Genomic DNA, 13,422 nt, shown 5'->3' with positions numbered 1-13,422 from the left:
GCAAGACTGAAACCGCGATCCTAACGGCATCTTGCGGATGAATCAGGAGACGATGGGGAGAAACAGTGGCAACGGCCCGGGGGGCCATTCTACCGGAGGGATGGCAGTGACGGCTACAGACGCTTCCAATTGTAACCCGCCGCGTGAGCAAGGAAAAGTGGCCGATGCAACAAGGTGGTCTGAGAAGGCTACCAGCACAGCAAGACTGAAACCGCGATCCTAACGGCATCTTGCGGATGAATCAGGAGACGATGGGGAGAAACAGTGGTAACGGCCCGGGGGGCCATTCTACCGGAGGGATGGCAGTGACGGCTACAGACGCTTCCAAATGTAAACCGCCGCGTGAGCGAGGAAGAGTGGTCGATGCTACAAGCGTGTTCTGCGGAGGCTGCCAGCACAGCAAGACTGAAACCGCGATCCTAACGGCATCTTGCGGATGAATCAGGAGACGATGGGGAGAAACAGTGGCAACGGCCCGGGGGGGGGGGGGGGGGGGGGGGCATTCTACCGGAGGGCTGGCAGTGACGGCTACAGACGCTTTCTATTGCAACCCGCCGCGTGACGGGCTGTTGATTTAATAGCAAATCGAATCTTAATGCGGAGGTAGCATCCTTAATTCCCTTGTAGCAGAGGTTATCTCCCCTTGCTCACGCGGCGGGTTACTATTTCAACAGCCCGGTGAGCGAGGAAGAGTGATCGATGCTACAAGGTGGTCTGAGGAGGCTGTCAGCACAGCAAGACTGAAACCGCGATCCTAACGGCAATTTGCGGATGGAAGGAGGAGACCATGGAGACGAAACAGCTACAACGGCCCGGGGGGCCATTCTACGAGTGGGCTGTATTGGACTTACCGGTGCGGGCGACAGTGGTTTCGATCGCTTTTAGCATGGCGCCAGCTTTATTCAGCGTCTCTTGAAACTCTTCACTCGGGATGCTGTCCGCGACGATACCGGCACCTGCCTGCACATAAATCTTATCACCACTGAACACCAGAGTTCGGAGGGCGATGCAAGTATCCATATCCCCGGAATAATCGATATAGCCGACGGCGCCCGCGTAGGGGCCACGTCGGTGCGGTTCAATTTCGTCAATCACTTCCATGGCCCGCACCTTCGGCGCCCCGCTCACCGTTCCGGCCGGCAAGCTGGCTTTTAGCCCATCCATGGCGGTCAAGCCCTCGCGTAATTCTCCCTGCACATTCGAACTGATGTGCATCACATGGCTGTAGTGTTCAACCGTCATCACATCGCTCAACTCTACGGTTCCATACTTAGCGACGCGACCAACATCGTTGCGTCCCAGGTCGACCAACATCACATGTTCGGCCCGCTCCTTGGGATCGGCCAAAAGTTCTGCAGCCAGCTCCGTATCTTCGCGGGCGGTCTTGCCACGTTTTCGCGTTCCGGCCAGAGGTCGCACCGTCATCACGCCCCCCACGACCCGACACATCACTTCGGGCGACGCCCCCACCAGCGTGACTGCCGGGGTGCGCACGTAGAACATAAAGGGACTGGGGTTCACGACCCGCAGCGAGCGATAGACCTCAAAGGGCTCGCACAGATTGGGCAGCTCCATTCGCTGGCTAATCACCACTTGAAAAATATCGCCTGCCCGGATGTACTCCGTGCACTTTTCAACCGCCGCTTCAAACTCGGCTTGCGTGAAATTGCTTATCGGCTGGAGTGGCTCTGATTCACCGGTACAAAAATCGGTAGCGGTCAGACCCCGGTGAGGCTGCTGCAGTTGCTCGGTCAATTCCTGCAAACGCTGGCTGCCCGCCGCGTAGGCCGCTTCGGCACTGTCGAACTCATCACAGTGCATGATGGCCACTACAAACAGTGATTTGGTGACATGATCGAAGATGACGAGGTCATCGAAAATGGAGAAATCGATATCGGGCAGCCCCCGATCATCCTCGGGGGCATTGGGAAGATGCTCGACATACCGCACGACGTCGTACCCCGCGTAGCCGATCGCCCCACCAGACAGGGGAGGCAATTCGGGCAAATCGGCGATGCGTTTGCCAGCCACCGTATCCCACAGACTGTCCAGTGGATCGGCGACCGTCTCCGTTTTTTCCTGTCCACCAAAATTGGTGGTAACTTCCAACCCATGTGCGAAAATCCGGCCGCGAGGTCGAACGGCAATGAAGCTATAGCGACCTACTTTCTCCCCACCAATGACGCTCTCGAACAAGCAGGCAGCCGATTCGCCGTCATCCAGCAGTGAAAATGCAGAGACGGGCGTCAATGCATCGCTCAGGAGCTGGCGATAGACGGGCACCAATTCGTGATTCTGAGCCAACTGGGCAAATCGTTCCAAAACTGGGCTTACAAGCATGACCGGCTCTCTGGCTGCATCTTCAAAGGACAAGGGAATTCCAGCGATTCAACTTGGGCATTGTACTCTGACGAACGATTTCCGCACTCCCTAGAGAGTTTGAATCGATCGGAACCGCCGCCAGGCAAAAACTCGGCGGCAGACGAGTCGTAGGAACCCGTTGAAATGGTTATGATTGGAGCCTATCGGGGGCCACTCGGTCGAAATGTCCACCGACAATCAACTTTGCACAAGAGATTTGCGGCCCGTAGGCTTGCGGCTTGAGCCTCAACTGCTCGGCGCATCCAGGGTATGATTACCCTCCCACACCTCGGGACGGCATTTCCGATGCAGAGTTGGTGAGCGGGCATGATCGAGGGAACCTGCAAACTTCGATTCGATCGCTTTCCCAAACTTCATCCTTGGAACACAGCCATCCACACGTTGGGTTTCCATCACACATAGACTCAGTAGTATTCGGCGGATAACCGGGCATGAAATGCCAGCAATGCGAAAAACCTGCGACGTTCCACATTACGGAACTGACCGAGCCAACCGGTCCAGTCATGGTACATTTGTGCGAGGAGCACGCGCGGACCTACCTTTCGCAGGAAAATTCGGACTCTCCGACCAATGCCCTCGCTGGCATGCTGGCCAAGCAGCTCAAACTCGAACAAACAGCGGACCAGCTCGCCAAACTGGATAAGAAGACCTGCCCGGTATGCGGCATCACGTTTGCAGAATTTAGGCAAGCGGGCCGACTGGGCTGTGCCTACGACTACGTTTGTTTTGAAGACGACTTGGGCGCGCTGCTGCTCAGTATCCACGGCTCCAAGACCCACAAGGGCAAGCGTCCAGCCCGCGGTACAGGCTCCCCTGATCGACAACACAAGTTGATCCAGCTCCGCCGCGAAATGCATGAGGCAGTCACCGCCGAGCAATATGAACGGGCCGGGGAGTTGCGAGATACAATCCAAGACATCGAGAACGGTGGCGATCTACCAGGAGCTCCTCCCTCTCCGGATGCGGCCCCCGACTCAGACTCCGATCCCAACAGCGGCTCGACCTAGCCGACTGACATCGGTCAGCCGCATGAGGTTCTCAGGCCGGCCAATTGAGCTGGCGGTTGCAGCGTGCAACTACGTGTTAATTGAAACGGTTCCCAACCACCCTCTTTAGTTTGAAACCACCGAAGTGAAACTCGACGAACTGGCAGGCAAATGTGGTGAATGGTTACTCGGTACAGGCCCAGAATCTGATATCGTCATCAGTAGCCGTGTTCGACTTGCTCGCAATCTGGCGGAGTTCCCTTTTATCCGCAAGGCGAACGATAGCGAGCGGACTCAGATTTCCCAATTGGTGCATGCCAAGATGGATTCCATCAAATCTTGGCCCGATTTGCTGTACGTCGACATCCAGTCCTTAGATGAAGTCGACCGTCAGTTCTTGGTGGAACGGCAGCTCATGAGCCGCGAGATGGCGGAGGCCAAGGGGGACCGAGCCGTAGCCATCGATCCCAATGAGCGTTTCAGCATCATGGTCAACGAAGAGGATCACTTGCGATTGCAGGTCATGTGCAGCGGTCTCGACTTGCAAACCGCCTGGGAACGCATCGACAAGCTCGATGATGAACTGGGGGAGAAGCTCACCTATGCCTTCCACGATACCCTCGGATTTCTGACCGCTTGCCCCACCAATGTTGGCACCGGCATGCGCGTCAGCGTCATGATGCACTTGCCGGCGTTGGTCATTACTCGAGAGATAGAGAAGGTCTTTCGCAGTCTTCAGAAGATCAATGTCGCGGTCCGGGGGCTGTACGGTGAAGGCTCCCAATTCATGGGAGATTTCTATCAGATCAGCAATCAAATCACTTTGGGGCGCACCGAAGCTGAATTGGTCACGACCGTCAATGAGGTGGTTCCGCGCATCATCGAGTACGAACGCCGTGCCCGCGAGTTCTTGGTCAACGAGAGTGAGCAAGATCTGCACGACGATGTTAGCCGGGCCTATGGAATTTTGTGCACGGCCAAGAAAATCAGTAGCGAAGAAACGCTACACTATTTGTCGAAGGTGAGAATGGGAGTCAACTTAGGCTTGATCCGCTCCATCGAAATTGAGACGATCAATAAGCTTTTCGTGCAAACGCAGCCCGCACATTTGCAGAAACTGCGTGGGCAACACTTATCAGTGGCAGATCGCAATATTGAGCGAGCATCCTATCTGCAAAGCCATTTAGGGCCCAACAGCAAGAGTGATGCAGACAACTAAGCCCACCCTTTAAGCTCCCGTCCGCTTGGAGAACCCCTCGTTCCCTGGCGTTGCCCGGGAACGCACTGCACGCGAGGCTCCCCCTCGACCGCCAACCATTACCCGGTGGAGCCTGCAAGACAGCGGGTTCCTAGGCACTCCCCCCATAAAAACCTCCTACCACGCTTGCCTGACAGCTCCCGTCATGGGCGTCAGCAACTTATCGATCGATTGCGAAAGAGAGATATTCTATGAGTGAGCAACAATCACAATCCAGTGGCGACATCGACACCGTTATGGTGGAGACCCGACTCTTCCCACCTAGCCCAGAGTTTTCGCAAGCGGCTCGCATCAAAAGTCTGGAAGAATACCAAGAGCTCTACGATACCGCCGCCAAAGACCCCGAGGCCTTCTGGGCAGCCGAAGCCCGCGAGCACCTGCATTGGTTCGAGCCCTTCACCCAGACCCTTCAGTGGGAAACCCCAGACGCACAGTGGTTTCTTGGTGGCAAGACCAATGCCAGTTACAATTGTCTTGACGCTCAAATTGCTGCCGGTCGAGGTGATCGCACCGCCCTCCTGTGGGAAGGGGAACCGGGCGATTCTCTGAAGCTAACGTTTAACGAACTGCATCGCGAAGTCTGCCGGTTTGCCAACGTCCTCAAGCGACTCGGCATTGTTCCTGGTGACGTGGTCAGCATCTACATGCCGATGACTCCCGAGCTGGCGATTGCCATGTTGGCTTGTGCACGCGTCGGTGCGGTGCACAGCGTCATTTTTGCTGGTTTTTCCGCCGAAGCTATCGCAGATCGCAACAACGATGCGGGCGTCAAACTGCAGATCACCAGTGACGGACTCTACCGTCGCGGCAAAGTCCTGCCGCTCAAGGCAACGGTCGACGAAGCCCTAGCAAAGAGCCAGACAGTTGAAAAATGCATCGTTTTGCGACGAGCTGGCAATGAGGTCGCAATGCAGGAAGGACGCGATCTGTGGTGGCACGACTTGATTGCCCAAGAGTCTGACGATTGCCCTGCCACACCTCTCGATAGCGAAGCACCGCTGTTCATCCTCTACACAAGTGGATCAACCGGAACGCCCAAAGGCATTCGACACTCGACCGCTGGCTACAACCTGTTTGCCAAGCGAACGTTTCAATGGGTATTCGACCATCAAGAAGACGACATTTACTGGTGCACCGCCGACTGCGGCTGGATCACCGGCCATAGCTATGTAGTCTACGGTCCACTCTCGGCAGGTGCTACGATCCTGATGTACGAGGGTGCCCCCAATTATCCAGCTGAGGATCGCTTCTGGGAGATCATCGAAAAGTACAAAGTCTCGATCCTCTACACGGCGCCAACCGCGATTCGCGCCTTCATCAAGTGGGGAGACGAGCATGTCGACAAGCACGATTTAAGCAGTCTGCGAGTCTTGGGAAGTGTCGGTGAAGGTATCAACCCCGAAGCGTGGATGTGGTACTACAACAAAATCGGCGGCGGACGATGCCCCATCGTCGACACCTGGTGGCAAACCGAAACCGGCGGCATCATGATGTCACCATTGCCTGGCGCCATCGCTACCAAACCGGGTAGCTGCACGAAGCCGCTGCCAGGAGTTGTGCCCAAAATCATCGGTGAAGACGGTCAAGAAGTCGCCCGAGGACGTGGTGGCATGCTCTGCATCGACCACCCCTGGCCAGGCATGCTACGAGGCATCTGGGGCGATCCCGAGCGATTCCAAGAACAATACTGGTCGAAGGTTCCAGGGATGTACTTGACCGGAGACAACGCGCGACAAGACAGCGATGGTTACTACTGGATCATGGGACGCATCGACGATGTGATCAATGTCTCCGGTCACCGTCTAAGCACCATCGAAGTCGAAAGCGCCTTGGTGTCGCACCCTGCCGTCGCCGAAGCTGCTGTCGTCGCCAAGCCGGATGAAATCAAAGGACAAGCGATTGCCGCCTTCGTGACGCTACGCGTTGCCGAACCGACCGAAGAGCTGCGCAAGGAATTGCTAATGCACGTCCGTAAAGAAATCGGAGCCTTGGCACAACCCGACGCCATTCGATTCACCAACTCCTTACCCAAGACGCGAAGCGGAAAAATCATGCGGCGTCTGCTGCGTGACATTGCGTCCGGCAAGGCGCAAACCGGTGACACTTCCACGCTCGAAGACTACAGCGTGCTGGCCAGCCTTCGAGGTGACGAAGAGTAAATCGAGCTGATCCTACCGCCGTGATCGAAATTAGGTATGACCCAATGACAATCGCAAGCCCCAATGCTCGTGTGCGCGTGACAATCTGGAACGAGTTCGTTCATGAGCGAAACAACCCGATCGTGGAGAAGATCTATCCGGCGGGCATCCACACTGCACTGCAGACGGGTATTGCCCAACAATTGGGCGATACGGTCGATCTGCGGTGTGCTACGCTGGATGAACCTCAGCATGGATTAACCGATGACATCCTAGCTGCGACCGACGTCATGCTCTGGTGGGGGCATACCGCTCATGACCGGGTCGAGGAAGAAATCGTCGCTAAGGTACATCGACGTGTTCTGGATGGCATGGGATTAATCGTGCTGCATAGCGGACATGCTTCGAAGATTTTCCAGCGGTTGATGGGAACCAGTTGCATGCTTCGCTGGCGAGAGGCGGCTGAGACCGAGCGGCTGTGGATCACCTCACCAGGGCATCCGATCTTAGCCGGAATCGAAGGAGACTACATCGAACTGCCCCAAGCCGAAATGTACGGGGAACATTTTGACATCCCCTCGCCCGAGGAACTGCTGCTAGTCAGCTGGTTCGAGGGTGGGGAAGTCTTTCGCAGCGGCTGCACTTTTCAACGTGGGCAAGGCAAGATTTTCTACTTTCGTCCCGGTCACGAAACCTATCCAATCTACTACAACCCGCAGATCTTGCGTGTCATCTCCAACGCAGTATTGTGGGCACGTAGCGACTCGGGAAATTATCAATTCGAGGGGCGGCATATCGAGCAGCCTCTCAGCCCGATTGCCCCTCGCCCTCCCAGCCAATAGCCGGCGAGCAACTCGTCCAATCTCCAACCGCAGCGCCAGGCAGTGCAGCACCTAGCCATATTGCCGAAGCGTGAATTGGCATGCCGATCGTCCCAGCGTCCTTGCAGGCTCCAACCACCTCTGCGAGTCACCGCAGCCCCGGTAGCCTGGCCCCCTGGGCCGGGTCGCACTACCCAAAACTCACTACCCCAAGTCCCACACAACACCCCAAGTCCCACACAACACCCCAAGTCCCACACAACCGAGGCCCCCTAAACCGCGCCCCCAGCGATTGGTAATCCCAGCAGCCACATGTTCCCTCTAAGACCTCTCGGCTAGGGGACAGAAGACACCTCAACCACGAACACGACTTCAGAGCCAAACACTAATGGTGCAGGCCAGATCCTCGGATGCCTACTTCTGAGCCGCCAAGACGACTACCCGAACGTCCTGCTCGGCTTCTACGCGCAATACGTCGTCGACAAGGTTCCGAATGGTGAAGCCGGCTGCTTCACAGCTTCCGGAGACATAATTCCGATCGTGACAATATCGTCCCGAGGACTGGAGATGGTAACCAAGCTCCGACGCATCGCTGCTGAGTTCGATGGTTGCAAGCAGCAAACCGCCTGGGACAAGGGCTGCATGCGCCGACAGGAACAAGGCGGCCAGATCGCCAAAATAGCCAAACGTATCGGCGCTGGCAATCAAATCAAAAAGCGAAGACTGCCTTGACAGGTAGTCTCCCAATTCGGCTTCAACAAGCTCATCGTAGAGCCTGCGTTGCCCGGCTACCTCAAGCATCTTGCGGGAGATGTCGACGCCGACCAATCGCTGTGCGAAGGGCCGCAACACGGGGCCACACAAGCCCGTGCCGCAACCTGCATCTAATACGCTTGGTAAAGGCTCGGGACTTCCCAACTCTCGCGTCAAAGCTTGCTCAACGATCAAGGGTCCACGATATTTTAATCGAGCGAGATCTGCTTCAAACGTGACGGCAAACTTATCAAAGACGTCTCGGACATATTCGTCGGATGCACGCTGGGGAACCTCCGTACGACTTCCCGCTGAAACCAAATGGCGTGCCACGGGATTATCCGGTTCCAGCTCTAGCCAACTCGACAGGATTTCAATTGCTTCCGCATGCTGGCCAGCTCGGCGCAAAAGTGAAACGAGACAGCGATGCGCCTCGACGCTGGCAGGCTCCAAGTCTAGCACTCTACGATAGGTCTGGACGGCTCCCTCCAGGTCATCGATGCAGGTCAATGCATGAGCGAGATTGCAGAGGACTTCTGCATTGCAAGCGTCCAATTGGAGCGAGCTACGGTAGGCTCCAATCGCCTCGTCGAATCTCTGTTGATCTTTATAGAGCACCCCCAAATTATTTAAAGCTAGGGCATGCTCCGGACGCAGCCGAATTAATTGATGCAAGCAATTTTCTGCCTGGGTCAGAGAACCGACCTCGTGCAACATATTGGCCAGATCCAGCAGCGCATCGGGATATTCGGGCTGCAAAACGACCGCTTGCTGCAACGCGGCTATGGCAGCGTCTCGACGATCCGTCTGGAAGTAAAGCCTGCCAAGGAGATGATGAACCACTGCATTCTTGGAGTCGAGCAGCAAAATCTTCCCATAGGCTTTCTCCGCCCGCGGGAATTGCCCGTGCTGATGCAACTTCAGAGCGGCCGCGAGAGCTTCGCCTTGGTCAGCCGCGGAAGCCGGAAGAGGCCGCCTGGGACGCTTCTTTGCCATGTCGGTACTCTGGAATGCTGGGTGTCTCAGAGGATGGAAGTGACGCGCACTTCCCATAAAGCTATCTTTGAGCAATACCACGCACGCTGCTGGAACGGTTGACGGTCTCGCTAAATAGAGGGTAAGGGGACGGCGCGGGATTCGCAAACCCACTGGGAACTGGAAAATCCTGGTGGCACACCGTAGAGCATCTCCCCCTTTTCCCGCGACTTGCCAGCCAGTAGCTAGCATTCCGTCCTTCTGTGCGCAGCGGTGTTCGTGACACGATTCGACAGAACACCGTAGCGTCAGCCTTCGATTTCGGAACTTGAACCCCCGAACTGGGTTTAGAAGCAAACGGGCTAGCGGTACAAACCACTGGCACTGCATCCGCTGAACTCGCTGAACTATTGGAGTACGACACTTGCGACACACTATTTCCATGAGCATGCTTGGGTTGGCCTTAGGGACGCTCTCCCTTACTACGCGTGGCAACGAACCAGACCAAAGCTGGCCACAATGGCGTGGCCCAGACGCGTCAGGCGTGGCACTCAATTCCAATCCACCCACGACCTGGAGCGAATCCGAGAATATCAAGTGGAAGATTGAAGTGCCTGGCACCGGCAACAGCACCCCGATCGTGCTGGGCGACCGAATTTACGTCAGCACGGCCCTCAAAACCGATCGAGTGGGGGAAGCTAGCGATGGAGCTGACGCACAACCTCCCGAAGCGACTCGGCCTCAGGGCGAACGCGGAAGCGGTCGCCCCGAAAGTGCGCGTGGCGAGTCGGGACGTGGCAGGCAGGACGCTTCGGGAGGAGGACGCGGATTTGGAGGCGAAGGTGCAAGAGGGCAGGGTGGTCCTGGCGGAAGAGGCCGGGGTGGTTCCCGCGGCGGAGCATCCCCCACCAACTATTACGACTTCAATGTCATCGCCTACGAACGCGGAAGTGGCCAGGAGGTTTGGCGGACTACGCTGACGCAACAACTCCCTCACGAAGCGGGCCACAGCGACAACAGCTTCGCCTCCTCCTCCCCCATCACCGATGGCGAGCGACTATACGTGTCGTTCGGTTCGCGAGGCGTGTTCTGCCTCGACCTCGATGGTCAACAACTGTGGGAAGTGAATCTGGGACGAATGACCACCCGGAACCAGTTCGGTGAAGGGAGTTCGCCTGCGGTTCACAACCAGACACTCGTCGTGCAATGGGACCATGAAGGGGATTCCTTCATGGTGGCGCTCGACGCCCTCACGGGCAAAGAAAAATGGCGACAACCACGCGACGAACAAACCACTTGGTCGACTCCATTGATCACAGAGTTCAACGGACGTGCCCAGGTCATTGCGAACGGCTCGAATCGCGTCCGCAGTTACGACCTTGCGACCGGCGAGCTGATTTGGGAATGCGGCGGACAAGCTGGCAACCCTATTCCATCCCCCGTGCGTTTTGAAGACAACGTCATCGTGATGACAGGCTTCCGCGGCAATGCGATCTACTCGGTCCCGCTAGATGCCCAGGGCGATGTAACTGACAGCGCTACCATTACATGGCACGGCGAAGACGCGGCTCCCTATGTACCTTCTCCGCTACTCTACAAAGGCCAACTCTACTTCGTCAAATCCAACAATGGGATTCTCGTATCGCGTGATGCCCGGACCGGTGAATTGCTGATTGACCAAACCCGTTTGCCGAACATTTCCTCGGTCTACGCCTCACCGGTAGCCGCCGCCGATCACATTTACTTGACTGGTCGCGACGGAACGACTCTGGTGCTCGACCACGGCAAGTCCCTGACGGTGGTCGCCACCAACAAGCTTGATGACGACATTGATGCCTCCGGTGCAATCGTCGGCAATGAAATCTTCCTGCGTGGCAGGAAACACCTCTACTGCATCGCCCAGTAGTCCGGCTGCATACCTACCGTCCAATCAGTCGTTGTTCCCGCGTGGGCGGGAATGGCGGCAAGGTGGGCAGGCAATTGATCAGCCGCGTTTCCGACCGATGTATTGATAATAGGGCGTACGAATCAACGGGATATACGGCACTTTGGAACGACGTTCATTGCACAAGACGGTCTCGCAATGCGAGCGCAGGAAGGGCAGATGATCGGTGGATGGAAAGACATTATCGGTAGAGAACCACACCGGCCAAAACGTCCGGGTGAACCATCCATGTCGCTGCATGCCTTCGGCGGCATGTTTCCGCGTTGCATAGAAGTCGACGACGCCGATCTGTCCACCAGGCTTGAGCATTCGCAGTGCATTTTCGATGGCCGAGAACCAGTCGGGAATCATGGTCAGCGAGTAGGAGAAGGTAACCACATCGGCCTGGCCCTCGGGTGGCTGCCACTTGGTCGCATCGGCCTCGACGGCAGAAACATGGTCCCAACCATGGCTCTCAAATCGGCTACTGGCAACTTTCAGGAGCGAAGAGGCGAGGTCGACCACATAGGCTTGGCCGAGCTGGGGAACGCGATCGGCGATAAACTCCATATTCGCGCCAGTCCCTCCTCCTAAATCTACCCAAACTCCGCCTTCAGGCACTTCAATGGCTTGGAAGAGCTCTTCCCGTCCATGCAGCAATCGCTTACGAAAATCGTCGTATGCCTCGGCCTGCCCGGAGTAAAAACTCTCCATGCGTTCGGCATGATTCTTCCCTCGCACTGGGCGGAGCGCCAAGTGGTAGAGAATCTTCATGTCTTGGAAAAGCCCCATGAAACCAACCTATCCTGCAATGTCAGCGATATAGAAACTACCGTAGGTGTGCACTCGATCCAGTTCGTGCAAGCGGGCAGCCTGCTCAGGATGGTACTTTAGCAATTCAGGCAGCAACACCTGCTTGCCCTGGTAGGTGACTTGCACGCGATCGATAAAGTCGGTTCGCAAACCACCGCTGCGCCACAGCACGCGAGTTTGAGGAGCGGCCCTCCCCAGAATGGCTTGCCATTCCGATTCTAGCAGCGGGAAGAAGTGATCCGAAAGCCAGTCCATATGGTCAAGCAGGATAAAGCGTGAGATGGGAGTATCTCCCTTTTCCAGAAAACCTTGCACGCTGTCGGTGTGCACTGAGACATTGGAAATATCATCAGCTTTCAGACGCTGAAAGTTGTCTGGCTTCAAATACTCAGGACAGCATTCAGGCGTGTAGCTACCAGTGATGTAGACGCGCCAAAAGTAATTGTCGTGCGCTGGCAATTTCGAAAACACCGCTTCCATGGAATCCTGAATAAAGCTGAGGATTCCGCCAGGATACTGATTCTCAATCTGCTGCCGCTGGGCCTTGGGCACCCCTAGCATCGATAGCGTCGTATCGCGGTTCAGAGCGAAACGCATCGTACGACTCCAAAACTTGTCGCGAATGCGATCGTAGACCTCTTGCTGTTCCGCAACCGATTGAGCTTCCAAAATCTCGTTGATCTCGGGACGAATCTTAGCCACTCGATCGATGTAGTAGGCAATCATTCGAGCAAAGGCGCCTGACGTTCCGCGGTAGTAGAAGGTGCGTCGCGGATTGTCAAAGAACTTGATCCATCGATCCCAATAGGTTTGCGCCCAGGGGCTGAGCTCGGCGCGAAGTGTCGACTGGTACAGCTTGGCCGCTTGCTTGTGATGTCCGGCTCCGAAGAGCCCAAAGAAATCCTCGTACTGAAGCTTGCGAATACAAGCCATTTTCAATTCGAGCAACGCATTCTGACGCGGATTCATATCCACCGCATACACGTGCTTGGGGCCCGCCAGGGCGTAGTCGAGCGCATTGCAACCGGCTGAGGTAATTACCAGAACGCGGTCTTCGCTGGTCAATTCCAGGGCTTCGCGATCAAGACGCGGGTCTTCCCAACAGGTGTTGTAGACGAGGTTATTTCCGTGGACGAACTTAAAAACGCGTCCGCTGATCCAGTTTCTCAGTGACATTGGCTACTCAGTGACATTGTCTGTTTTTTGTATGCCCAGAACTAAAGTACTGGGATCATTGATCGGTTGTTGAATCCCCCTCCGGAGCTGACTCCTCGATGGGAATTGGAGGCGGGGGAGGAGGATGTGCTGGAGACCCGTCCGGGAGACGAGCAACCGGTGCCCACGCCACAGAGCCCCCAAGCCAATCCTCAGG

The 13,422-nt window shown here is 56.2% G+C and carries 9 protein-coding genes; 5 read left to right on the top strand and 4 right to left on the bottom strand.

From position 1 onward, the window contains the following. Positions 1-825: 825 nt before the first annotated feature. Positions 826-2,340 carry an anthranilate synthase component I gene (trpE, locus tag Q31a_RS02175; protein ID WP_145073326.1) on the bottom strand — a complete coding sequence of 505 codons (1,515 nt, stop codon included), beginning with the start codon at positions 2,338-2,340 and terminating at the stop codon, positions 826-828. A 473-nt stretch (positions 2,341-2,813) separates the two neighbouring features. Between trpE and Q31a_RS02170 the strand changes: the two genes are divergently transcribed. The 4 genes from Q31a_RS02170 (at position 2,814) to Q31a_RS02155 (ending at position 7,606) form a co-directional block, all read left to right on the top strand. Next, entirely contained in the window at positions 2,814-3,389 is a 576-nt protein-coding gene (locus tag Q31a_RS02170; RefSeq protein WP_145073323.1) for a UvrB/UvrC motif-containing protein, read from the top strand. Between the two features lie 124 nt (positions 3,390-3,513). Next, entirely contained in the window at positions 3,514-4,587 is a 1,074-nt protein-coding gene (locus Q31a_RS02165) for a protein arginine kinase (RefSeq protein ID WP_145073320.1), read from the top strand. Between the two features lie 230 nt (positions 4,588-4,817). Continuing rightward, a complete protein-coding gene (gene acs, locus Q31a_RS02160; RefSeq protein WP_145073317.1) occupies positions 4,818-6,785 on the top strand; it encodes an acetate--CoA ligase in 1,968 nt (655 codons plus the stop codon). 44 nt (positions 6,786-6,829) lie between these two features. Beyond that, on the top strand, positions 6,830-7,606 hold the full coding sequence (locus tag Q31a_RS02155) for a ThuA domain-containing protein (protein WP_145073314.1): 777 nt from the start codon (positions 6,830-6,832) through the stop codon (positions 7,604-7,606). Between the two features lie 393 nt (positions 7,607-7,999). On the opposite strand, the gene Q31a_RS02150 is transcribed toward Q31a_RS02155, so the two are convergent. Then, on the bottom strand, positions 8,000-9,334 hold the full coding sequence (locus tag Q31a_RS02150; RefSeq protein WP_197356057.1) for a tetratricopeptide repeat protein: 1,335 nt from the start codon (positions 9,332-9,334) through the stop codon (positions 8,000-8,002). 421 nt (positions 9,335-9,755) lie between these two features. Between Q31a_RS02150 and Q31a_RS02145 the strand changes: the two genes are divergently transcribed. Then, entirely contained in the window at positions 9,756-11,219 is a 1,464-nt protein-coding gene (locus tag Q31a_RS02145) for a PQQ-binding-like beta-propeller repeat protein (protein WP_145086738.1), read from the top strand. Between the two features lie 78 nt (positions 11,220-11,297). Here the strand turns inward: Q31a_RS02145 and Q31a_RS02140 are convergent, their stop codons facing one another. Beyond that, a complete protein-coding gene (locus tag Q31a_RS02140; RefSeq protein WP_145073308.1) occupies positions 11,298-12,029 on the bottom strand; it encodes a class I SAM-dependent methyltransferase in 732 nt (243 codons plus the stop codon). 9 nt (positions 12,030-12,038) lie between these two features. Then, a complete protein-coding gene (locus Q31a_RS02135) occupies positions 12,039-13,226 on the bottom strand; it encodes a DUF3419 family protein (protein ID WP_145073305.1) in 1,188 nt (395 codons plus the stop codon). Positions 13,227-13,422 lie beyond the last annotated feature (196 nt).

It is taken from the genome of Aureliella helgolandensis, assembly GCF_007752135.1.
GTDB classification, from domain to species: domain Bacteria; phylum Planctomycetota; class Planctomycetia; order Pirellulales; family Pirellulaceae; genus Aureliella; species Aureliella helgolandensis.
This window is presented reverse-complemented; position numbering and strand designations above follow the sequence as displayed.

Bases quoted from the DNA above. Each gene is read 5' to 3' on its own strand.
- trpE (WP_145073326.1), bottom strand. From the start codon at position 2,340: ATGCTTGTAAGCCCAGTTTTGGAACGATTTGCCCAGTTGGCTCAGAAT.
- Q31a_RS02170 (WP_145073323.1), top strand. From the start codon at position 2,814: ATGAAATGCCAGCAATGCGAAAAACCTGCGACGTTCCACATTACGGAA.
- acs (WP_145073317.1), top strand. From the start codon at position 4,818: ATGAGTGAGCAACAATCACAATCCAGTGGCGACATCGACACCGTTATG.
- Q31a_RS02155 (WP_145073314.1), top strand. From the start codon at position 6,830: ATGACAATCGCAAGCCCCAATGCTCGTGTGCGCGTGACAATCTGGAAC.
- Q31a_RS02150 (WP_197356057.1), bottom strand. From the start codon at position 9,334: ATGGCAAAGAAGCGTCCCAGGCGGCCTCTTCCGGCTTCCGCGGCTGAC.
- Q31a_RS02145 (WP_145086738.1), top strand. From the start codon at position 9,756: ATGAGCATGCTTGGGTTGGCCTTAGGGACGCTCTCCCTTACTACGCGT.
- Q31a_RS02140 (WP_145073308.1), bottom strand. From the start codon at position 12,029: ATGGGGCTTTTCCAAGACATGAAGATTCTCTACCACTTGGCGCTCCGC.
- Q31a_RS02135 (WP_145073305.1), bottom strand. From the start codon at position 13,226: ATGTCACTGAGAAACTGGATCAGCGGACGCGTTTTTAAGTTCGTCCAC.